This is a genomic window from Microbacterium martis (assembly GCF_047246685.1).
Classification (GTDB): Bacteria; Actinomycetota; Actinomycetes; order Actinomycetales; family Microbacteriaceae; genus Microbacterium.
This window is the reverse complement of sequence record NZ_JBFOKT010000001.1, coordinates 20,369-42,359: the sequence shown is the minus strand read 5'-3', so window position 1 is coordinate 42,359 and position 21,991 is coordinate 20,369. Positions and strand designations below refer to the sequence as shown.

Annotated in this window: 20 protein-coding genes and 3 tRNA genes; 15 read left to right on the top strand and 8 right to left on the bottom strand. The window is 69.2% G+C overall.

The window, feature by feature from the left end; translation table 11 throughout:
• Positions 1–41 precede the first annotated feature (41 nt).
• Entirely contained in the window at positions 42–1,028 is a 987-nt protein-coding gene (gene tilS / locus AB3M90_RS00225) for a tRNA lysidine(34) synthetase TilS (protein ID WP_412949223.1), read from the bottom strand.
• Between the two features lie 74 nt (positions 1,029–1,102).
• Between tilS and AB3M90_RS00220 the strand changes: the two genes are divergently transcribed.
• Together AB3M90_RS00220 and AB3M90_RS00215 are read left to right on the top strand one after the other, a co-directional pair.
• Positions 1,103–1,747, top strand: coding sequence for a TMEM175 family protein (locus AB3M90_RS00220; RefSeq protein ID WP_412949220.1), 645 nt, complete (start codon positions 1,103–1,105; stop codon positions 1,745–1,747).
• Between the two features lie 58 nt (positions 1,748–1,805).
• Positions 1,806–2,297, top strand: a complete 492-nt coding sequence (locus AB3M90_RS00215) for an inorganic diphosphatase (RefSeq protein WP_412949218.1) — start codon at positions 1,806–1,808, stop codon at positions 2,295–2,297.
• 145 nt (positions 2,298–2,442) lie between these two features.
• Here AB3M90_RS00215 and AB3M90_RS00210 read toward each other — a convergent pair whose 3' ends face one another.
• The gene (locus AB3M90_RS00210; protein WP_412949217.1) at positions 2,443–3,792 is read right to left on the bottom strand and encodes a M23 family metallopeptidase; all 1,350 of its coding nucleotides are present in this window, start codon (positions 3,790–3,792) and stop codon (positions 2,443–2,445) included.
• A 208-nt stretch (positions 3,793–4,000) separates the two neighbouring features.
• Here AB3M90_RS00210 and AB3M90_RS00205 point away from each other — a divergent pair.
• The 5 genes from AB3M90_RS00205 to AB3M90_RS00185 all read left to right on the top strand — a co-directional run bounded on the left by AB3M90_RS00205 (position 4,001) and on the right by AB3M90_RS00185 (position 4,909).
• Positions 4,001–4,073 (top strand) — tRNA-Glu (locus AB3M90_RS00205).
• Between the two features lie 29 nt (positions 4,074–4,102).
• Positions 4,103–4,176: transfer RNA gene (locus AB3M90_RS00200), tRNA-Asp, on the top strand.
• 68 nt (positions 4,177–4,244) lie between these two features.
• A tRNA-Phe gene (locus AB3M90_RS00195) sits at positions 4,245–4,317 on the top strand.
• Between the two features lie 139 nt (positions 4,318–4,456).
• Positions 4,457–4,609 (top strand): hypothetical protein, encoded by a 153-nt coding sequence (locus AB3M90_RS00190; RefSeq protein ID WP_412949216.1) that lies wholly within the window; start codon positions 4,457–4,459, stop codon positions 4,607–4,609.
• The gene (locus tag AB3M90_RS00185; RefSeq protein ID WP_412949215.1) at positions 4,610–4,909 is read left to right on the top strand and encodes a hypothetical protein; all 300 of its coding nucleotides are present in this window, start codon (positions 4,610–4,612) and stop codon (positions 4,907–4,909) included. It begins immediately after the preceding gene.
• Positions 4,910–4,992: 83 nt separating this feature from the next.
• Here the strand turns inward: AB3M90_RS00185 and AB3M90_RS00180 are convergent, their stop codons facing one another.
• From AB3M90_RS00180 to AB3M90_RS00170, 3 genes are all read right to left on the bottom strand, one after another.
• A complete protein-coding gene (locus AB3M90_RS00180; protein ID WP_412949213.1) occupies positions 4,993–5,838 on the bottom strand; it encodes a coiled-coil domain-containing protein in 846 nt (281 codons plus the stop codon).
• Positions 5,839–5,886: 48 nt separating this feature from the next.
• Positions 5,887–7,212: a peptidoglycan DD-metalloendopeptidase family protein gene (locus AB3M90_RS00175; RefSeq protein WP_412949211.1), complete on the bottom strand. Its 1,326-nt coding sequence runs from the start codon at positions 7,210–7,212 to the stop codon at positions 5,887–5,889.
• Between the two features lie 111 nt (positions 7,213–7,323).
• A complete protein-coding gene (locus tag AB3M90_RS00170; protein ID WP_412949210.1) occupies positions 7,324–7,605 on the bottom strand; it encodes a hypothetical protein in 282 nt (93 codons plus the stop codon).
• Positions 7,606–7,725: 120 nt separating this feature from the next.
• Between AB3M90_RS00170 and AB3M90_RS00165 the strand changes: the two genes are divergently transcribed.
• Together AB3M90_RS00165 and AB3M90_RS00160 are read left to right on the top strand one after the other, a co-directional pair.
• Positions 7,726–8,031, top strand: coding sequence for a DUF7882 family protein (locus AB3M90_RS00165; RefSeq protein ID WP_412949209.1), 306 nt, complete (start codon positions 7,726–7,728; stop codon positions 8,029–8,031).
• 72 nt (positions 8,032–8,103) lie between these two features.
• Positions 8,104–9,477 (top strand): coiled-coil domain-containing protein, encoded by a 1,374-nt coding sequence (locus tag AB3M90_RS00160; protein WP_412949208.1) that lies wholly within the window; start codon positions 8,104–8,106, stop codon positions 9,475–9,477.
• A 132-nt stretch (positions 9,478–9,609) separates the two neighbouring features.
• Here the strand turns inward: AB3M90_RS00160 and AB3M90_RS00155 are convergent, their stop codons facing one another.
• The 3 genes from AB3M90_RS00155 to AB3M90_RS00145 all read right to left on the bottom strand — a co-directional run bounded on the left by AB3M90_RS00155 (position 9,610) and on the right by AB3M90_RS00145 (position 12,050).
• Entirely contained in the window at positions 9,610–10,728 is a 1,119-nt protein-coding gene (locus AB3M90_RS00155; protein WP_412951177.1) for a fatty acid desaturase family protein, read from the bottom strand.
• A gap of 139 nt (positions 10,729–10,867) precedes the next feature.
• On the bottom strand, positions 10,868–11,152 hold the full coding sequence (locus tag AB3M90_RS00150; RefSeq protein WP_412949207.1) for a hypothetical protein: 285 nt from the start codon (positions 11,150–11,152) through the stop codon (positions 10,868–10,870).
• Positions 11,153–11,258: 106 nt separating this feature from the next.
• A complete protein-coding gene (locus AB3M90_RS00145; RefSeq protein ID WP_412949206.1) occupies positions 11,259–12,050 on the bottom strand; it encodes a dioxygenase family protein in 792 nt (263 codons plus the stop codon).
• Positions 12,051–12,501: 451 nt separating this feature from the next.
• Between AB3M90_RS00145 and AB3M90_RS00140 the strand changes: the two genes are divergently transcribed.
• Genes AB3M90_RS00140 through AB3M90_RS00115 form a run of 6 tightly spaced genes read left to right on the top strand, consistent with a single transcriptional unit; the run spans position 12,502 to position 21,987 of the window.
• Complete coding sequence (locus AB3M90_RS00140) at positions 12,502–14,034, top strand: sugar transferase (protein WP_412949205.1); 1,533 nt, start codon at positions 12,502–12,504, stop codon at positions 14,032–14,034.
• Positions 14,034–14,702: a hypothetical protein gene (locus tag AB3M90_RS00135; RefSeq protein WP_412949204.1), complete on the top strand. Its 669-nt coding sequence runs from the start codon at positions 14,034–14,036 to the stop codon at positions 14,700–14,702. Before AB3M90_RS00140 ends, AB3M90_RS00135 begins: the two co-directional genes overlap by 1 nt.
• A 26-nt stretch (positions 14,703–14,728) precedes the next feature.
• A complete protein-coding gene (locus AB3M90_RS00130) occupies positions 14,729–18,418 on the top strand; it encodes a fibrinogen-like YCDxxxxGGGW domain-containing protein (RefSeq protein ID WP_412949203.1) in 3,690 nt (1,229 codons plus the stop codon).
• Positions 18,415–19,149: a CDP-alcohol phosphatidyltransferase family protein gene (locus AB3M90_RS00125; protein WP_412949202.1), complete on the top strand. Its 735-nt coding sequence runs from the start codon at positions 18,415–18,417 to the stop codon at positions 19,147–19,149. Before AB3M90_RS00130 ends, AB3M90_RS00125 begins: the two co-directional genes overlap by 4 nt.
• Positions 19,146–20,489 (top strand): O-antigen ligase family protein, encoded by a 1,344-nt coding sequence (locus AB3M90_RS00120; protein WP_412949201.1) that lies wholly within the window; start codon positions 19,146–19,148, stop codon positions 20,487–20,489. The genes AB3M90_RS00125 and AB3M90_RS00120 overlap by 4 nt, the downstream gene beginning before the upstream one ends.
• Complete coding sequence (locus AB3M90_RS00115) at positions 20,479–21,987, top strand: lipopolysaccharide biosynthesis protein (protein ID WP_412949197.1); 1,509 nt, start codon at positions 20,479–20,481, stop codon at positions 21,985–21,987. The genes AB3M90_RS00120 and AB3M90_RS00115 overlap by 11 nt, the downstream gene beginning before the upstream one ends.
• The last annotated feature ends 4 nt before the right edge of the window (positions 21,988–21,991 follow it).

Here is a 21,991-nt window from a genome sequence, read left to right as displayed (position 1 = left end):
TCGAGCGAGCGCAGCGAGACGAAACGCGGGCTGCCGGACGATCAGCGGGCCGTGAACACGATCCGGCCTCCGCGCCGGACCGCCGAGCATCCGGGCAGATCGATGGGCCCTTGGCCGGCCCAGTCGGTGACGAGGCGCGCCAACTCGACGGTCTGGGTGCGGGTCAGGCTCGCGCCGAACTCGCTGTCGACGACCACCCGGATGATGCGGTTGCGCAGGGCCGCGGGGTTGGCGGCGAGCGCGGCGACGCTGACCGAGATACCCGCTTCGGCGTGCTCGACGATGTCTTCGATCGTCTCGTGGATGATCTCGTCGAAGGCCTCCGCGTCCTCGCGGAGCTGCTCTGCGGTGCGCGCGAGCGCTTCGGCGATGCCCGGCCCCAGTTCCGCCTCCAGCACGGGGAGGACCCGCTGTCGCACGCGCACGCGGCGGAAGCGATCGTCGAGGTTGTGAGGGTCGTCCCACGGGTCGAGATCGGATGCCGCGCAGAACGCGCGCGTCGTCTCACGGCGCACCGAGAGGAGAGGGCGCAGCCACCGCACGCCGGCGTCGTCGACCCGTTCGGGCGCCATGGCCTGCAGGCTCGCCGCGCCCGAGCCGCGCGCCAGGCCGAGCAGCACGGTCTCCGCCTGGTCGTCGAGCGTGTGGCCGAGCAGCACGGCCGAGCCGTGGAGATCGGATGCCGCGGCGCGCAGCGCGGCGTACCGGGCGTCGCGCGCCGCGGCTTCGGGCCCGCCGTCGGCCTCGACGGCCACGCGCACGGTCCGCGCCTCGAGGCCGAGCGCGGTCGCCGTGCGCTGCACGCGCTTCGCCACCTCGTCGGAGTCGGACTGCAGCCCGTGATCGACCGTGAGCGACGCGACCCTCAGGCCGAGCCGCGGCCCCTCGAACGCGGCAGCGGCGGCGAGCGCCAGGGAATCCGCGCCGCCCGAGAGCGCCACGACGACGGTGGTCCCCTCGGGAAGGCGGGCCAGCGCGGTGCGCACGGCGAGGCGGATCTCGGCGATGGCGGGAGCAGGAGACGGCACGGCTCCACGCTAGGGCACTGCCGGCACGCGGTCACGGCGAGCGTCGCAGAGGGGCGGGGTACTAGTCTGACGCCGTGACCGATCAGCCCCACAGATTCACCACAGAGAGGTTCAAGGCGTTCGTCGACGCGGTGGTGGCGATCGCGATGACGCTGCTCATCCTTCCCCTGCTGGAGGCGGTCTCCGACGCGTCGTCGGGGAAGCTCACCACGGCGGAGTTCTTCCACGAGCACACGTCCCAGCTCTTCAGCTTCCTGCTCAGCTTCGTGCTGATCGCCACCTTCTGGGTCGGGCATCACAGTCAGTACCGTGACGTCGAGGCCATCACCGGCCCGCTGCTCTGGATCAACATCGCCTGGATGGCGACCATCGTGTGGCTGCCCGTGCCGACCGCGATGATCGGGCAACTGGACGCCGATCCGCTGCAGGCGATCGTCTACATCGGCACGCTGATCCTGACGCAGGTCACCACGCTCTCCGGGTGGTTGTACCTGCTGCGGCATCCCGGCCTCACCACCACGTCCCGCACCGAGCTCCGCGAAGGAGTGCTCGGCGACGCGTCGGCGATCATCCTGTTCTCCCTCGCCCTCCTCATCGCCGTGTTCCTCGCGCCGTACGGATACGCCGGGCTGCTGCTCCTTCTCCTGAGCGGCCCGACGACCCGCCTCCTGCGCCGCCTGTGGGCCGGAGGCCGAGCGACGCCCGACGCACCGCGCTGAAGACGACGCCGGTAGGCTGGTCGGCGGCATCCACCCGTCTTTCCTGAGGAGCACACGCATGGGCGCACACGACGCCGTCATCGAGATCCCGCGCGGCAGCCGCGTGAAGTACGAAGTCGACCACGAGACCGGACGAGTGCACCTCGACCGCGTGCTCTACACCACCTTCGGCTACCCGGCCGACTACGGATACTTCGACAACACCCTCGGCGAGGACGGCGACCCGCTCGACGTGCTGGTGCTGCTGGACCACGCCATCTACCCTGGCGTGGTCGTCGAGGTGCGCCCCGTCGCGGTGCTGAAGATGAGCGACGAGGCCGGCGGAGACGACAAGCTCGTCGCGGTGCTGTCGAAGGATCCCCGCTGGGCGCACATCCAGGACATCGGCGACCTCGCCGAGTACACGAAGAAGGAGATCGAGCACTTCTTCGAGCACTACAAGGACCTCGAGCCCAACAAGTGGGTCAAGGTCGACGCGTGGGGCGACGCCGCCGAGGCGCAGCGCATCCTCGATGAGGCCATCGTCCGGTTCGGCGAGCAGGACCACTGACCTCCCGACCGGCTTGAGCCCCACCCCGGGGGGCCCTGAGCCCACCCCGTGGGTCGCTGAGCCCACCCCGTGGGTCGCTGAGCCTGTCGAAGCGTAGACCCCCGGTTCCGCCTCGCGGCCGGGGGTCTTCCGCGTCGGTCGGGGATCAGATCCAGACGTTGCGGTCGGCCATGAAGTCGGCCGGGTTCGTGTAGCGGCCGTTGAGGTAGACCTCGAAGTGGAGGTGGCACCCGAAGGATCCGCCGGTGTTGCCGGCGTAGGCGATCACCTGACCGGCGTTGACCCACTGGCCGCGCCGCACCGCGAACCCGTTGGGCTTGATGTGCGCGTAGCCCGTCGCGACGCCGTTCCCGTGCTGGATGCGGATGTAGTTGCCGTAGCCGCCGTTGGCTGCCGCGTAGTCGACGGTGCCGCCGTAGGCCGCGTAGATCGCGGCGCCGCATCCGTTGGCCAGGTCGATGCCGTAGTGCCAGCTCGACGAGCATCCGTTGGCGTTGCACTGCTGTGAACGGGGACCGTACCCGGAACTGCGGTGCCCGCCGTGCGGTCGCACCCAGCCGCCCGATCCGGGGGTGCCGCCCCCGCCGCTGTTGCCGGCGGCGGCCGCGGCGGCCGCCGCGGCCTCGCGCTCTCTGCGCGCCTTGGCCTCGGCCTCGACGCCGGCCTGATAGGCGGCCACCGTCGTCGCCGTGGTGTCCTTCAGCGCGGCCAGCTGGGCCTGCATGGTGGCGAGGTTGGTCGTCTGCTCATCGAGCGCCGCCTGCGCCGCGTCGGCCGCCTGCTGCGCCGCCTGCATCTTCTGCTCGGCGACCTGCTGCAGCCGGTCGCGCTCATCGCGCGCGACGACGGCCTGGTCGCTGAGCGACTGGGCGGAGTTGCGCGCCGCGACCGCGTCGTCGTAGACCGACTGGTTGTACTCGAGGAGCTTGTCCATCGTGCCGAGACGGGCGAGGAGCTCGTCGGCGTGGTCGGCCGAGCCTGCGAAGAAGAGTTCGAGCGAGGTGTCGTCGCCGCCGTTGCGATACAGCTGCGCGGCGACCTGCCCCGCCTTGCGCTCCGACTCGGCGGCGACGGCGGCCTGCGCGTCGGCCTGCGCCTGGAGCGCGTCGGCCTCCGCGATGGCCGCGAAGTAGGCCTGCTGTGCGGCATAGAACTCGTCGGACGCGACCTGCGCGGCGGCCTGGGTCTCGGCGACCTTCTGCGTGAGCGATTGGATGAGGCCCTCGATGCGGGCCACCTCGGCGGCCTTGGCCGCCTCGTTCTGCTTGGCGCGCTGCACGTCGTCCCAGCTCGGGTACGACGCGGCGTAGGCCGCGGAGACGCCGGACGAGATGCCGAAGGCGCTCAGGGCGGCGACGCTGAGCACTCCGAGCCCGAGCGCGCCTCGTCGGCTGATGCGGTTCTGCGAGAAGGCACGACTCTCCGCCGGGGTGGGCGCGCACCCGCAGTCGTCGGATGCCGCGGCCGCCGCATCCACGATGGTCCTGTCGTTCACTCGGCTCCTTCCGCCGGTTTCACACGTGTCACACTAACAACAACGTTCACATCCGCACCAGTGGAGCAGCGGACGCCGCGGCACGCGTGACCTCTCCATCGTGCTCCGAGAAGAGACGTCTGTGGAGGTGCCGCGCCCTCGATTCGCGATTTGCTCGGATCATCCTTTATGCTTGAGCGTCGGCAAGGAAGTCCCCCGGGACTGACTCGGCCCCATCGTTTAGCGGCCTAGGACGCCGCCCTTTCACGGCGGTAGCACGGGTTCGAATCCCGTTGGGGTCACACCTTCCGATACAATTGAAAACAAGTATGGCCCTGTAGCGCAGTTGGTTAGCGTGCCGCCCTGTCACGGCGGAGGTCGCGGGTTCAAGTCCCGTCAGGGTCGCTCCCAGCGACGAGCCTTTTCTTCGGAGAGGGCTCTTCGTCTAGGACGCGACAGCATCGCCGTCGCGCGGCTCTGTAGCTCAGTTGGTAGAGCGTTCGACTGAAAATCGAAAGGTCACCGGATCGATGCCGGTCGGAGCCACACGAACCGTCATTACAACGGTTCCAGAAACCCTCGCCTAGCTTCTACATGGCGGGGGTTTTGCTTTGCCCGGCCGTCAAGGCCCTCCGTCCGCGGGCCGTTGCCGTCTAGGCTCGTGCCGACGAACGAAGGAGCAGCGATGAGCGATCCGAAGAACACCGACGGCACCCCGAGCGAGGAAGAAGAGACCGACACGGCATCGGGCGACGCCCCCGAGCAGGCCGATCCCCAGACGACCGAGCACACGCTCGACGACGACGGCACGCCCGTGGAGAACCCGTCAGGGGGCTGAGTGGGTGAGACCGGCGGCTCGCGCCGCATCGAACTGGTGCTGCACAAGCCGTGGTTCGCCCTCTATGCGGGTATCCGGCCGACCCTCGTGATCGAGGGTCGCGGCCAGCCGACGCAGTGGGGCCGGGGAACCTGGCAGGTGCCGCGCGGCGCTCCGGTCGTCGTCGGCGCGTACCTCTTCACCCGGCTGTGGCGGTTCGGACAGGCGGAGATCACGGTCGACCCCGCCACGACGTCCGCGGTCGAATACCGGGCACCGGCGCTGCCGTTCCTGCCCGGACGCTTCCGCCTCCTCCCCTGAAGGCAGACGCGCAGACCGGCGAACGCAGACGCGCACACCGGCGAACGCAGACGCCGCAGACCGACCGAACGCATCCGTCCCGCTCAGAGCTCGTCGAGAGCCTGCCGCGCCTCGTCGACCGCCGACGCGGCGGCATCCTTCTTCTCCGACGCCTCACCCCGCTCGCGCTCAGCGTCGGGCAGGTCGCCGTGCACGCGCTTCACCTGGGTTCGCAGGGCGTCGAGTTCGCGTTCGAGGCGTGCGGCCTGATCCGACAGGTCGTCGGCGCGCTCCTGCAGCGACCGCAGCTCCTTCTCTCGGCGGGCCAGCTCCCGCTCCGCCGCGGCGAGATCCTTCTCGGCCGCGTTCAGCCGCCGCTCGGCGTCGCGACGCAGTCGCCGCGCCTTCAGCTCGTCGGCCGGAGGCTCGGGCGCCGTGGGTGTCAGCGCGACCTCCCCGACGACCGATGCGCGGATGTCGTCGGCGCTCGCTGTCGGCTCCAGAGCACGCACCAGCCGACCGGATGCGACCGCGGCCGCGGCATCCGGATCGAAGAAGGCGGCCGAGATGGTCTGCTCGACCGCTTCCCGCGTCGCGGACGTGACCCGTTCCCCTCTCGACTCGGCGAGATCGGCGGCGGTCTCGGCGAGTCGCCGCGTCAGCTGCCTCCTGTCACGGCCGAGCTTGGCGAGAGCCGGCGCATCGAGGTCGTCCTGCGCCTCCCGCAGCTCCGCGGCCAGCTGCAGCGCCTGGCCCAGCTGGTCTGCGCGCTCCTGAGCGAAGACGTTCACCACCCACGCCGCGACGGACGGCTTCTTGAGGGCCCTGACCTCTTTCGCGAGCTCGGGCGATGCGATCTCGGTGGCGCGGGCGGTGCGGGCGGAGACGAAGTCGTCGGGCGCTCCGGCATACAGCGCCGTCGCGATCTCATCGAGGGTCGGGTCGGCCATGCGCCCACGATACGCGGATGCCGTGCACCGGCGGCATCCGCTCCCCGTCTACTCGATCGCGAGGTGCGCAGCCCAGTCCGCCCCCACGAGGACGCGCGTGTTGAAGGTGCCGTTGCCGAGCCCGGGATACACGTAGAGCTCGCCCGACGGCGTGCGGCCCAGCAGGTCGGCGCGGTCGTCGCTGGTGTAGTCGACGCCGCCGGTGACGGCGGTGAACTCGAGCCAGCCGTCGCCGATGCTCCGCCGAGCCCCGAACCCGTTGGCGACGCCGGGATAGAAGTAGAGGGTGCCGGTGTCATCGATGCCGATCAGGTCGCCGCGACCGTCGTTGTCGAAGTCGCCGCCGACGAGGGAGCGGAAGCCCTCCCACCCGCCTCCGAGGAGGACGTAGGGGGTGGCGAACCCGCCGGCGCCGTTGCCGCGGTAGATGGTCATGACACCCGTGGACGAGACCGCGACCACGTCTTGCTTGCCGTCACCGGTGTAGTCGGCGCCCGAGGTGATGTGCAGCATGTCGTACCAGCCGTTGCCCACGGTCCTTCCCGCCTGGAACCCGCCCGTCCCCGTTCCGGGGAAGAGCTCCAGTACGCCATCGCCCCGCGCGACCAGCAGATCGGCCCTGCCGTCGCCCGTGAACTCGGTATGGGTGATGTGCCGGCGGTAGTCGGCGAAGGCGACGAAGGGCGTCGACGGTGCGTGGAAGCTGCCGCCGCCCAGGCCGGTGCGCAGCTGCAGGTCGGCGTTGCCGGCGACGACGAGCAGATCGGCGCGGCCGTCTCCGTTGTAGTCGGCCGAGGCGATCGAGGCTCGTGGTCCGGTGCCGAGCCCGGGGATGACCAGCGGCATGAGGGTGCCGCGGGTGACATTCGAGAGACAGGTGAAGCCGCCGTTGATCGCCGTGTAGACGGCACCGTTCAAGCGCACCTCGAAGTGCAGGTGGTATGCCGAGGTGGCGCCGGTCTTGCCGACGATCCCGATCTCCTGGCCCCGGGTCACCCGCGTGCCCGGCGGGTAGTAGCCGGGCGATGCCATGTGCCCGTAGCGGGTGGTGTAGCCGCCCGGGTGCTCGATGTCGGTGTAGTAGCCGTAGCCGCTGTTCGAGGTGCGGACCTTGATGACCCCGTCGTAGGCCGCGAGGATGGGCGCTCCGCCCGCCCCGGTGATGTCGATGCCCTCGTGGGCGCGGTAGTTGCCCCGGCATCCGTCTCCGACCTTCGACTGGATGTTGCCCGAAGCCGGATAGACCATCTGTCCATCGGTCGCCGCCGCCGCCGGCGAGAGGGTCGACGCCGCGGGCACCAACACACCTGCGACCAGCGCCAGAGCCGCGACGATTCCTGCGCGCGCAAGACGCCACCGCGAGGTGCGCTTCATCTGCACGTGTCTTTCTTGCTCGATCGGCCCCAGGGACGCCGTGTCCACCGCCGTCAACGTACCAGTGCGCGACCTCTGCGCCCGGGAGCGCCTCACCCTGGGGCGAACTGCTCAGAGGAGATCGAAGAGCCCGCCGAAGGGAGCGGTGTCATCGCCGGTGTCGCGCTCATCGAACGGCGCGGTCTCGACCGTGATCACGATGTGCATCTGCGCGGAGATGAGGATGCTCACCGAACGGTTCCCGACCACGATGAGGTCGACGAATCGGGGGCCCGTCCGCATCGCCGACTCGATCTCCTGTTTGATGGCGTCGATGTCTTGTCCCTGGGCCAGCAGGAAGCCGACGTCGTCCACCGCCACCCGGGTGCGCACCATGGTTCGGACTTCGCTCATCTCCGCTGCCTCCCCGTCGTCCGTCATCCGGGGAATGTAGCCCGCACGGCACCTTCGGAGAAGGGGATTGCGCATCCGCCGCGGAGAGGCAAGGAACGCCCCCGGGTGTACGGTTCACCCATGGGCAGACTCCGCTACGACGGCACTTCCGATCCGATCCTCATCGAAGACGTCACGCTGGCGCACCTGAAGATCGTGATCGCCACGAAGCTCCGCCGCCAGGAGAGCTTCATGATGACCTGGCGTCCCCTCGACGAGGGGATCGACCGCAGGGCGACCGTATGGATCCATCCGGCCATCCCCCTGCAGTTCGGCTTCGACAGCGCCGACGCCCCTCCGGTCGACGCCCACGTGATCGCCGAGATGATGAAGGCGTTGAACGCGACCGGAGAGCTCGTCCTCGATCACCTCATCTCCTCGCGCTGACCGCGGCGGTTCGCGCTCTCGGAGGCGAATCGAGGGGCGCGCGCGGCAGCCTGCGCAAGTAGGCTGGAGCCCATGAGCGAATCCTCTGGAAACACCGATCGCGACGAGCGCTCCCCCGACTTCTTCGACCAGCTGATCGAGACCTCTCCGAAGGAGGGCCAGGGCGCCTTCACCGTGGGATTCCGCGGCTACGACAAGGGCGAGGTGGATGCCGCGCTGCACACGCTGCGCACACAGGTGCAGCAGCTCACCGACGAGCTCGCCGATGCGAAGACGCGCCAGGCCGATGAGCTCGACGCGGTCCGCGCCGAGGAGCGCGCCGCCCGGGAAGCCCTCGAGGGCGAGCTGAGCGCCGCGACCGCCAAGGTCTCCGACGCGGAGCAGCAGATCGCCACGCTCACCTCGGAGCTGGTCGACGCCCCGCAGGCCGAGGGAGAGGATGCCGCTCCGTCGCGCCAGCAGTTCGAGGCCATCCTCCGCGTCGCCGAGGAGCAGGCCAACGTGCTGATCCAGAACGCCGCCGTGCAGGCCGACCGCCTGATGGCCGCCGCGCGCGACGAGGTCGCCGCCCAGCGCGCCGAGGCGGATGCCGATGCCGAGCGGATCACCGCCCAGGCCGAGCGCGACGCCGACCAGGTGCGGCTGAAGATGGACACCGAGTACACCGCCCACGAGGCGCGCATCGAGCGCGAGGCCGCGCACGCCGCCGAGAAGGTGAACCAGGCCGCGCAGGAGGCGACCGCGATCCGCACCGAGGCGGAGAAGGGCGCCGCGGCGCTGCGCTCGCTCGTCACGCGCGAGACGACCCAGCTGCGAGCGGATGCCGAGCGCGAGGTGCGCGACATGAACGCGCGCGTCCTCGAATTCGAGGAGACGCTCACGCGCCGTCAGGACGACGCGCAGCAGGAGTTCCTCGTGCTGCACAACCAGGCGGTCGCCCACGCCGAGCGCATCACGACCGATGCCAACGAGCAGGTCGCCGCGTCGCTCGAGCACGCCCAGCGCATCTCGGCCCGGGCCGAGGACTACGAGCGCCTCACTCGCTCGCAGGCGCAGGCGATCGAGGCCGACGCGCAGGTGCGCGCCCGCGAGACGCTCGAGCGTGCCCGTGCGAAGTCGCAGAAGATCGTCGAGTCGGTCACCGGCCACACCACGGCCGTGCTGCGCGACGCCGAGGATCGCGCGCGGCAGCTGCGCTGGCAGCAGCAGCAGCTGACCAGCTTCATGGCGGAGGTGCGCGAGTTGATCCGCCCCGACGGCATCTTCTCGGACGACGAGCTTCCCGCGGCGATCGCCGGAACCGCACCGTCGGCGGATCGTGACGCCGACGGCGCGACCGAGGAGTTCCTGGGGGACGAGGTGCTCGACGACGAGCTCGACGACGACCGGCCGCTGGAGAAGATCACGATCGACGTCGTCGACGCCGAGGAGACGTCCTCGCGCTGACCGCGCAGTTCGCGGGCTACTACTCGCGCCTGCGCGACGTCGACGAGGTGATCCCCTCTTCACCCAAGAGTGATCGTCAACCCTGGCAAGTGGATCCGACGCGACCGCTGATCCGGCAACGCGCCGTTCCCGCTACGCGCGGCCGAAGCGTGCCGATGCCGGGCAGTCGAACGGATCGGCTCCCGCCGAGAGCCCCACGCGGTTGAGGTATTCGATGACGATGAGGTACGACCGGCCCAGGCTGGTCTCGGTGTACGGCACGTCCTTCGACGCGCAGAAGTCGCGCACGATCTCGCGGGCCTTCGCCAGGTGCGGGCGCGGCATGCTCGGAAAGAGGTGGTGCTCGACCTGGTAGTTGAGTCCGCCCATCAGCCAGGTCGCCCACCAGCCGCCGCGGATGTTGCGGGAGGTGCGCACCTGCTTGCTGAAGAAGTCGAGGCGGGCGTTCGAATCGATGATCGGCATGCCCTTGTGATTCGGTGCGAACGATGCGCCCATGTAGACGCCGAAGACGGCCAGCTGCACGCCCAGGAAGGCGAACGCCATTCCGAGCGGGAGCATGAGGAACACGGGGACGAGCAGGACGGCGAAGCGGGCGGCGATGATCGCGAGCTCCGTCCAGCGCCCCTTGACGCTCTTCTTCGTCGTGAGGTGTCTGAGACCGATGTAGTGCAGGTTCAGCCCCTCGAGCGTCAGCAGCGGGAAGAAGAGCCAGCCCTGGCGTCGGGTGATGAGTCGGATCAGCCCGCGTGACTGCGCGGCGTCGGTCTCGAGGAAGGAGATCGTGTCGACCTCGATGTCGGGGTCCTTGCCGACCTGGTTCGGATTGCCGTGGTGGCGGGTGTGCTTGGAGTCCCACCAGGAATAGCTCATGCCGATGCTGCCGGCGAGGATGCGCGCGAGGCGGAAGTTCGCCGGGCCCGAGCTCAGGATCTGCCGGTGAGCCGCTTCGTGGGCCAGGAACGCGATCTGGGTGAAGACCAGTCCGAACCCGGCGGCGATGAGCAGCTGGAACCAGCTGTCGCCGAGGAGCAGGAAGCCGGTCACCAGTCCGGCGAGCGCGACCACGATGCCGGCCGCCACGCACACGTAGAACCCTTGTGCGCGTCGCAGCAGGCCGGTCTCTTTGACGACCTGGCTGACCTGCTTGTACGCCTGCGCCATCGGCGGGAACTCTTTGTTCCCGGAGTAGGTCTGTCGGATCGGTCCCAGCGTCGCCGCGGTCGTGTCGATCTGAGTGATGGAGATGATGTCGTCCCGCCGTTCGGAGCCCTCGAGCTGTGGAAGCCCCAGGCAGATCGCCGAACGCTTACCTCACGCTAACCCCGGCTCCATGCGCCGGCGGGAATACATCGGGGGGCCTTGACGGAACCGGCCCGATGTGCAGGCGTCAGGCTCGCGCGCGTCGCGGGCGCCGGCGGAGGGCGCGACCGCGGTCGGCCGCCGGGCGCGCCGGCTTCGGGGCCGACGGGGCCCGGTTCTCCAGCGCGGAGCGGGCGTCGTCGAGGGTGTGGAAGGCACCGAGCTCGGTGCCGCGATGGTCGCGCGTGACGTGCGCCGTGCCGTCGAACTCGACGAATCCGGCGAACTCGCCGCCACGCGTCGCGACGTGGACGTCGAGGTCGGCCTGCTTCCAGGTCAGGGGGTCGGTGGAGGGAAAGGTGGTCGTGCTCATGGTGATGCTCATTGCTGTTGGGCGGGCACGCGAAGCGGTCCGCACGATGTGCGATCGAGGGCGGATGCCGCGCGCATCGATGCGCCTGGTCCGATGATGGCCCTGATCAGTGGCGACGCGGCGGCCGGGAGCGGCACAGCACACACGTTGCATTCCGATCATAGCAGACCGACGCCGACGACGAGCTCCGCAGCGAAACCGCGCGCCGCATCGCCGGTGACGCTCGCGAGTTGCGAGGCGCCCGCGTCGTCGCCGAAGTGCACGTGGGCCAGCGCCCGGCGTAGCAGCCCGGGAAGACCGAGGTGAACGACACCCTGCCGTCGGCATCCGCGATCTGGACTCCGCGCAGATACGTCGCGCTCTCGAGGCCGGGCGAGTAGAGGGAGTACTCCCCTTGTGCCGTGCAGTGCCACGCGTAGACGGCGACGCCGGCGAACGGCGCGCCGCCGTCGGCCAGGTCGAGGATCTGGAACTCGAGCGTCAGGGGCACGCCCTTGTCGGTCGCCGATCCGTCGATCGAGGAGCGGATGTCGCGGCGCACGATGCCGGAGTCGTCGAGGACATCGGGGCCGTTCGATCCGTCGCCGGGGTACGGGCCGGCCGTCTCGTCCGGGATCTCCGCCGTGCCCGCGGCGGCATCGGTGTCGGTTCCCGTGGACGGCGTGGTGGACGCCGTGGACGTGCCGGCAGAGGTGCCGGAGACGGTGGGAGTGCACGCGGCGAGCACCGCGGCGGCCGCCCCGAGCCCAGCGAGGCCCAGCACGCCGCGTCTGCTCATCAGCGTGCGGATGTCGAAGACGACGCCCTGATCCACGACCTCCTCGTCCGCCCGATCGAGCAGGCGACCTTCGTAGGCCGGGCCATCGGGCGTGGGATCGGCGGCGGGGATGCGTGCCATGTCGGGCTCCTCTCGGACGTGGATGCTGGTCACCGACCATGCTGAGGAGAGAACCGATCAGAACACCCTGGCCGAGGTGATGCCGTGCCCCAAGGTGCCGTGGCTGAGCGCATGGTGCAGCTGCGCCGAGGCGATGCTAGATCCGGCCCGGCTCGTTCCGGAGAGCTCGAGAAGACCCCCACGCGGATCGATACATCCATTCGGAAGAGAAATCTTTCGCTCCCGGCCTCCTTCCGCTACAGTGATCAAAGTCTGCTGTGCCTGCTGCTAGCGACCGCCGTGTGGGACGGCGTCATGCACTCCGTGAGTGGGATCACCGAGTTCAGCAGGACCCGAGGGGTCGGGACGCAGACGATTGCCGGGAACGTGGGGTTCACGGTTTGGGGAATCTGGGGAAATCGATGTCGCACTGGGGATTTCTGCGTACATTCACGGCTCAAGGGGCCTCGGCATGACTTCCGTCGAGGATGCTCTGAGCATCTCTCGTTCTGGCACGGTCTTCCTGCCGGTCGCGGCTCCGCGAGCCACCAAGTCGGTGACGCACACGGTGGTCACACCGCGCGCCTCCGCAACGTTGGAAAGACGCCGTCAGTGGGAACGCCGCTATCGGATGCGCCTGCGGATCACGGATGCGGCCGTCATCCTGTTCGCAGCGGTTCTGACTGCGACGGTCCAGCTGATCGCCGGCGTCTCCGAGCTCGAGGTCCTTCGCGACGGCATCCCCCTCGCCGTCCTGTGGTTCCTCATGCTCAGTGCGCTGCACACGCGGGACGCCGCGTTGTTCCGTGCGAGTGCCACCGAGTACCGCGGCGTGGTCCACGCCAGCGGGCTCGCCTTCGGGATCATCGCCATCGTGGCGGTGCTGCTCGCATGGAAGTCGATGCAACTGACGCTGCTGCTGGGGCTGCCCGTCGGTGTGTTGACGCTCTTGGTGACCAGGTGGTTGTGGCGCCACTGGCTCCAGGCGCAGCGCGCACGCGGGAGGTTCGCCTCCCGCACGCTGGTGGTCGGCAACAGGGATGACGTCGAGTACGTGGTGCGCACGCTGCACCCGATCGGCGCCTCCGGCTACCAGGTGGTCGGCGCCACCCTGCTCGACGGCAACGCTCGCGAGGTGGAGATCGGAGGCACGAGGTTCCCGGTTCTGGGGAACGTGAACACCGTGTCGACGGTCGCCGCCGAGCTGGGCGCCGACACCATCATCGTCGCGAGCCGGCCCGAAGGGGAGCCGGAGTTCGTGAAGCAGCTGAGCTGGCAGCTCGAGGGGACCGCTGCCGAGCTCGTTCTGTCGAGCCGTCTCACCGACGTCGCGGGTCCGCGGATCTCGTTCGCGCCCGTCGAGGGGCTGCCGCTGATCCAGGTGAAGATCCCGACCTACGAGGGCGGGGTGCACGTGCTCAAGCGCGCACTCGACATCGCCGTCGCCACGGTCGCGCTCATCCCGATCGGCCTGCTCGCCCCGGTGCTCGCCGCGCTGATCAAGCTGGACTCGCCCGGTCCGGTGTTCTTCTTCCAGGAGCGGGTCGGCCGCGACGGCCGCACGTTCCGGATGGTCAAGTTCCGCTCGATGAAGACCGATGCGGAGCAGCAGCTCGCCGCCCTCAAGGAGGCCAACCAGGGAGCCGGGCTGCTCTTCAAGATGAAGGACGACCCTCGTGTCACCCGAGTGGGGAAGGTGCTGCGCAAGCTGTCGCTCGACGAGCTGCCGCAGTTCTGGAACGTGCTCACGGGCGACATGAGCGTCGTAGGACCGCGACCGCCGCTCCCCAGCGAGGTCACGGCGTACGACGGCACGATCTTCCGACGCCTGTACATCAAGCCCGGTATCACGGGTCTGTGGCAGGTGTCGGGACGAAGCGACCTCTCTTGGGACGAGAGTGTTCGCCTCGACCTCCGCTATGTCGAGAACTGGTCGGTCATCAACGACCTGCAGATCATGTGGCGGACCGCCCGAGCAATGGTACAGCCGAAGGGGGCTTACTGATGAGCAGTATGGAAGTAGAGGCGAAGCATCATCGCCGATTGTGGATAACCGCCGCAGTCGTCGGGCTGCTCGCCGTGGCAGGCGTCGCGACCTATCTGGTCGTGGGCGCACCGAGTGCATCCGCACCGCAGTCGGCGTCAACCGATATGCCGATAGACAGCGGGGATGACACGGGTCTCTCGAAGGATCCGGTCGAGGCCGTCGAGGCCGTGACGACCGGACCGCTCTCCGACGACGAGGAAGCCGAAGTCGAGAGGACCACGTCGTCTCTCGACGCGGTCCTCGCGGCCAGCGACGAGATCGCGCAGCGCGGCGACGGCTCAGCCGTCGGCATGGACGCCATCGCGACGGGCTGGGTCCTCGGCGAGTTGGAGGCCAAGGCCCGCGAGCAGTACGACCTCGGATACAAGCAGGTCGGCGAGGCCGAGGTGACCAGCGTCACCCCCATCGCCGTCGACCTCGCATCCGACCCGGCGACCATCACGCTCAAGGTCTGCATCGACACCTCCGGGATCGACGTCGTCGACTCGGCGGGCAACTCGATGAAGGACTCGCTCTACAAGCCCGGCAAGCCGGTCGCCCACATCTACGGAGCGATCTTCGAGGACGACACCTGGAAGATCTCCACGCACGACATCCCTGAGACCCAGGACTGCGCAGCAGCCTGATCCTTGACCCGACTTGGAAAAATGAGATGAACATCAAGACCACGCCTCGGCGATCCCCGATCGCACGAGCAGGCATCGGCGCGGCCGTCGCGATCGCCGCCCTCGTCGGCTCGCTGCTGACGCCGATCGCCGCCTCCTCCGCCACCGCACCGCTTCCGGACGGACTGACCCAGGAGACCGCCGCGGGCTCGTGCTGGGAGATCAAGCAGAACTACCCGGCATCCGCCGACGGCGTGTACTGGCTCGTGACGCCCAAGCTCGTCGCTCCCGCGCAGTTCTACTGCGACCAGACCACCGACGGCGGCGGCTGGGTGCTCGTCGGCCGCGGCCGCGAGGGATGGCAGGAGGGCTACAACGGCATCCGCTCGTCCGAGCAGCTCCGCAACAACATCACCGGAACCGCGGCCTTCACGCCCGTGCAGCTGCCGTCAGAGACGATCGACGGGCTGCTGAACAGCGGTCGCGTCGACGCCCTCGACGACGGCATCCGCCTCCGCCGCGCCTCCAACACGGCGGGCACGCAGTGGCAGGAGACCCGGTTCAAGATGCAGAAGCGCGACCGGTGGGTCTGGACGTTCGCGGCAGCGCACCGCATCACCTCGTACTCCTTCAACGGCTCGGGCTCGAACAGCACGCAGCAGACCAACAACTTCGGAAACGACAACAACCTCCGTCGCGTGACCTTCACCGAGCGTCAGTCGCACAACTGGTCGAAGGGCTTCTCCTACGGCTCCTCGCAGGGCGGCAGCGCCGATGCGTCGTCGTACATGTGGGCGCCGGCCGGTCAGGGATACGCCATCCCCTTCACCCAGGTCTGGCTCCGTCCGAAGCTGAAGGTCGCCTCGATGGACTTCGGGACGATCCCGGCCACGGGCGCTGCGGCCACCACCGTCAAGGACATGCCGAGCACGTACGCGGCCACCACGACCTGGGGTGTCTCGGGTCTGGCCAACGGCCGTGGCGGCGAGCTCAACACCGAGGTCGCAGCCTTCGGCGAAGCCGGCGGCAAGGTGTACGTGGGCGGCAACTTCCGCTACGTGCAGCGCACCGAGGCGGGCGCCGATCAGGTGCAGCAGCCCTACCTGGCCGCGTTCGACGTGAACACCGGTCAGTGGGTGTCGTCGTTCCGCCCGAACCTCAACGGACAGGTCAAGGCGATCGTCGCCCTGCCCGACGGCCGGATCGCCGTCGGCGGCGAGTTCTCGTCGGTCGGCGGGGTGCCCCAGACGGGCATCGCCTTCCTCGACCCGCAGACGGGCAACCCGTCGGGCGCCCAGGTCATCGCCGAGAACCGGACGAGCGGCGGGGTGGCGTTCATCCGCGGCCTCGACGTCCGCAACGGCTTCCTCTACGTATCGGGAGCCTTCACGCACCTCTCCACCGCGAACGGCTCGAACGGCGCCTACACGTGGAACGGCGGTCGCATCAACCTGGTGACCGGACTGCCCGACGCGAACTGGAACGCCTACCTCAACGGCACGTCCGTCGCGGTCACGGCGGCCGAGCAGGGCGACCGCACCTACTTCTCGGGCTACTTCAAGCAGAAGGTGTCGTCGACCAACCCGGGCGTGACCTACACCACGACCAGCGCGGCCGCGCTCCAGACCACGGAGGGCGCCGAGCCCGTCCTGCCGCTCTGGGCGCCGACCTTCAGCAGTTCCGGCGCGATCTTCCAGTTCGGCGTCGCCGAGGCCGGCGGCAAGGTCTGGCTCGGCGGCTCGGAGCACTCGCTGTTCCAGTACGACCGGAGCAGCTTCCAGCTCCAGCGCGGGTCGATCACGCTCAACGGCGGCGACTTCCAGACCGTCGAGACCGACGGCTCCATCGTCGTGGGCGGATGCCACTGCGGCAACTGGGTCTACCAGGACAGCTACACGTGGAGCAACCCGGGCACGTCGTGGACGCAGGCCGACAAGATCAACGTCGTCGGACTCTGGGACGTCGCCACCGGCGACTACATCCCGCAGTGGTCTCCGACCGTGAACACCCGCGGCGGCTTCGGCGCGTGGGGCTCGCTGATCGACTCGACCGGCACCCTGTGGGTCGGCGGCGACTTCAGCCGCTCCGTCCGCGCCGGCGAGGTGCCGCAGTGGTCCGGCGGCTTCATCCGCTACAACCGGCAGGACGCGACCGCGCCGACGACTCCGGGCGCCATCACCGCGACCCCGGCCGACAACGGCACGAATGCGGTGCTGAACTGGGACGCGTCGACCGACAGTGGCGGCGTGACCTACGAGGTGCTGCGCGACAACCGCGTCATCGCCTCGACGACGGCGCGCACCTACACCGTGCCGGTGACCGACACCGCGACGAACTACTTCGTCCGGGCGCGCGACGCGCAGGGCAACCGCTCGGCGACGACCGCGGCGTTCGTGGTGGCTCCTGCTCCGGCATCCGCTCTCACGCTCATCGACAACGGCGAGACCTGGTCGTGGCGCTACACGTCGGACGCTCTGCCGGCCGACTGGAACACCCCCGGATTCGACGCGTCGTCGTGGAGCACCGGGAAGGGCCTGTTCGCTCGCGGCGTGGCCGGGGCGACCACCAACATCGACCCGACGGGGCTCGCGACGAAGCCGCTCAGCGCGCAGTTCCTCCACACGTTCGACGTGGAGGACGCTCTGACCGTCACCAACGGGAAGATCTCGGTCATCGCGAACGACGGCGTGGTGCTCTACCTGAACGGCACCGAGCTGGGACGCGTGCGGCTTCCCGCGGGGAACGTGACGCAGAACACCTACGCGAACGCTCTGGTGAACCACGCCACCGCGTCGGGCAGCCGGGTCGTCTTCGATGTGCCGCAGGGCGTCCTCGTCGACGGGACGAACGTGCTCGCGGCGTCGGTGCATGCCAACTACCGCAACTCGGCCGACCTGAGCTTCGATCTGGCCTTCACGGCAGAACGGGGCGAGGCGCCTGCGCCGCCGAACGCCGTCACGGCGCTCACGGCGACCAGCGGGCTGGACTCGGTCACGCTGACCTGGGCCGCCCCGACGGAGGGACTCGCGCCGACGGCGTACGTCATCAGCCGCGGTGGTCAGGACATCGGCAGCACCGACCCGGCGACCCTCACGTTCACCGAGAGCGGGCTCACCCCGTCGACGGCGTACGAGTACACGGTCAAGGCCGTCGGCATCGGCGGGTACTCCGCCCCGGCGACCGTCCAGGTGTCGACGACCGATCCGCCCGAGGAGCACGAGCTCCCCGTCACGATCGACAACGGTGCGACCTGGTCGTGGAAGTACTCGGCCGATCCGCTGCCCGCGGACTGGAACGCCGTGGCGTTCGACGACTCGGCGTGGAGCACCGGCCAGGGCGTCCTCGCCCGTGGAGTGGCCGGGGCCGCGACGAACATCGATCCGACCAACTTCGCGACCCGGCCGCTGAGTGCGCAGTTCCGGCACGAGTTCGACGTGACCGACGCGGCGAGCGTCGTCGACGGCACGGTCACGGTCATCGCGGATGACGGCGTGGTCGTGTACCTCAACGGCGTCGAACTCGGTCGAGCGAACCTCGGCACGGGCACGTTGACGATGAACTCGTACGCGACGGCCGCGCCCCGGTACGCCACCGCCTCGGCCAACCGCGTGACGTTCACGGTGCCGGCGAGCCTGCTCGTCGACGGCACGAACGTGCTCTCGGCTTCGGTTCACGCGAACTACCGGGGCACCGCGGACCTGAGCTTCGACGCGGCGCTCAGTATGCTACGCGGATGAGTCGGATCCCGATACACGAGGCACGAAGCGCGCTCACCGCCGCCAGGAAACCGGCGGTGGGCGTGCCCGCCTACCTTCGCTGGATCAATCGCCCCCTCGGCGGACGCGTCGCCATCGTGGCCGCGTCGTGGGGGGCGACCCCCAATATGGTCACCGCGGTCAGCGCCCTGCTCGGGTTCGTCGGGATCGGCATCCTCATCGCCGTTCCCGAGGCCTGGGCGGGGCCGGCCGCCACCGTCCTGCTGCTCGCGTGCTACGTCTTCGACTCCGCCGACGGACAGCTGGCGAGGATCCAGCGGCGCGGCGGCCCCGCGGGAGAGTGGCTGGATCACGTCGTCGACGCCGTCCGCGCCCCCCTCGTGCACATCGCCATCGCCGTGCACCTGGTGAGGACCCACCTCGAGGGCGGTCGTTTCGAGGTCGCGCAGCCGGTGACCGCCGTCGTCATCGTGGCCGCCGCCTTCTCGGCCCTCGTGTCGGCATGGTTCCTGTCGCAGATCCTCGCGGAGAAGCTGGCGCCGCCGGAGAAGCCCGACGCCGAGCGCGGCCGGCGTGGCATCATGGAGTCGTTCGTCAAGCAGCCGCAGGACTCCTCGACGACCTACGTGATCGTCGCGCTCATCGGCCTGCCGGTGGTCTTCGGAGTCGCCTACGTCGCCCTGTTCGCGTGGCAGCTGATGATCTTCGCCGTCTCTCTCCGCAGGAAGTACTCCAAACTCCGCAGCCTATGACCTCCACGAACACCACCCGCCGCAGGCCCGCGGCCTCTGCACGGCAGCGGCAGCGCCTGGGCGTCGGCGAGGACGGCGCCCTTCCCGCGTGGCCGGTCCTGGTGTTTCTCTGGGGCTATCCGATCTTCTGGATGCTGGGGCTGCTGCTGTTCGCGCTGGTCATCATGGCCGTGCCGATGCTGGCGTTCCTCATCATGCGACGGAGGCTGTTCGTCGCCCCCGGCGTGCTGCCGTGGGCGGGTTACGCCCTCTGGATGATCCCGTGCATGCTGATGATCGACACGCTGGGCCGGTTCGTCTCGACGGGCGTGCAGCTCAGCCAGTTCATCGCGCTGGCGATCGCGATGGTCTACATCGTCAATGCGCGGGAGAGCCTCACCCCCGCGCGGATCTTCAACGGCCTGACCTATATCTGGATCTTCGTCATCATCGGCGGATACCTCGGGATGCTGTTCCCGGAGGTGCGTCTGACCATGACGATCGGACAGCTGCTGCCGTCGGTGCTCTCCGACAACGACTACGTGCGTGAACTGGTCTACCCGAACCTCGCCGAAGTGCAGACGCCCTGGGGCGCGGAGGAGCCGTTCGTCCGCCCGTCCGCTCCCTTCGCCTATACGAACGGATGGGGCAGTGCGATCGCGGTCCTCACGCCGATCGCCATCGGCACGGCGATCGGCCACCGCACGGCCCGCGCGATCTGGCTGCTCGTCATCGCGGTCATCGCGGCCGTGCCCCCCGCGGTCGCCACCACCAACCGCGGGCTGTTCCTCGGCCTGGCGGTCGGCGTCGTCTACGTCGTCATCCGCCTGGCGATGCTCGGCAAGTGGCTCGCGACGATCTGGGTCACGGTCCTCGGCCTCGCGGTCTCCGCCGTGCTGGTGATGTCGGGCTTCCTCGACGGGATCATTGCCCGCCAGGAGGTGTCCGACACCACGGAGGGCCGCGGGAACCTGTACGTCGAGACCTTCGAGCGAGCGCTCGCCTCGCCGATCCTCGGGTACGGCGCGCCTCGTCCCAGCTTCTTCAGCGAGATCAGCGTCGGCACGCAGGGCGCGATCTGGAACACGATGTTCAGCTTCGGGTTCGTCGGCCTCGCTCTGTTCGCCGCCGCCCTGCTGACCGGCGTGTTGCGCACGTTCAACGCTCCCAACCTGTCGACGCTGTGGATTCACACGAGCATCGTCGTCGCGACCGTGCTCTCGCTCTTCTACGGCCTCGATCGCCAGCTGGTGTTCGTGTGCCTGGCCGTGGCCGTCCTCCTCCGCGAGAAGTATCTGGGACCCTCCGACTACTGGAGTCCCGAACCACTGCCCTTCCGGATGACGAAGCGTGCCGGCTGAGCGGCTCGCGCGCGGAGGCCTGATCAGCCTGGTCGGCTCCGGTATCGCCGCCCTGTCGTCGCTTCTGCTCACCGTGCTCGTGGGCCAGGTGCTGGGCGCCTCCGGCACGGGCATCTTCTTCCAGGCCCTGGGCATCTTCACCGTGCTGACGCAGGTGCTGAGACTGGGCACGAACACCGGCATCGTGCGCTTCATCGCCGAGCACCGCGCCTTCGCACGCGAGGGCGGAGAGTGGCGCATCATCCTTTTCGCGGCGGTGCCCGTGGCGGTGGTCTCCGCGGTGATGTCGATCGTCGTCTGGTTCGCCTCCGACGCCCTCGCACGATGGATGTCATCGCCCGACGACACCGATCTGCTCGCGGCGCTCCTGCGCACGATGGCACCCTTCATCGCGATGAGCGCGGTGCTCGGCGTGGTCGAGGCATCCGCTCGCATGCTGCGCGGTGTCGCCGTCTTCACCCTGCTCCAGAGCGTGATGCTGCCGCTCTCCCGTCTGCTCGCGGTCGGGATCTTCGCCCTCGCCGGAGCAACCGCCTGGCGTGCGTTCGAGGCATGGCTGCTGCCCCTGCCGCTCTGGCTCGTCGTCGGCGCCGTGGTCATCGCCGCTCCCCTGGTGCGGAGTTTCCGCCGGCGCTCGCGCTCGATCGACGACGACCAGCTGACGGCGCGCGCCTTCTGGCGCTTCAACCTCCCCCGCTCGGTGGGCTCCGCCCTCGAGATCGCCCTGGAATGGGCCGACGTGCTCATCGTCGCGGCGATCGCGTCACCCTCCGTCGCCGGCGTCTACGCCGTCGTGACGCGCGTGATCAAGGCCGGCGGCATCGTCGATCAGGCGATGCGCATCGCCGTCTCGCCGACCATCTCGGCGATGCTCGCCCGCTCGGAGCACGCTCGGGTCTCCGCGCTGCACACGTCGGTCGTGCGGGCGATGATCCTGCTCAGCTGGCCCTTCTACGTGCTCACCATCTCGATGGGCGGCGCGGTGCTCTCCCTGTTCGGACCGGAGTTCGTGGTCGGCTGGGCGCCGATGACCCTTCTCGCGGTGTCGCTCATGCTGCAGATCGCCTGCGGGATGCTGCAGAGCATCCTGATCCAGGGCGGCAAGAGCACCTGGCAGATGTACAACAAGTCGATCGCGGTGACGCTCAGCGTCGCCGGCAACCTCGCTCTCGTGCCCGTCCTCGGGATCTGGGGCGCCGCGATCACCTGGCTCGTCGTCGCCGTGACGGACAATATGATCGCCGCCGTACAGGTGCACCGCCGTATGGGCGTGCACCTGCAGCCGGGCCGACTGGTCCGCGCCATGCTGCCACCGCTGGTGGTGTTCGGCCTGGGAGGGGCGGTGTTCAGCATCCTCTGGGAGCTCGGCCCCCTCCCGCTGCTGATCGCGGTCGCCGTGCTCGGGTCGATCTACCTCGCGGTGCTCTGGGTCCTACGGCGCTGGCTCGACATCGTGCCGCTGTGGCGCAAGGTGCCCGTGCTGAAGCGATACGCCTGATCCG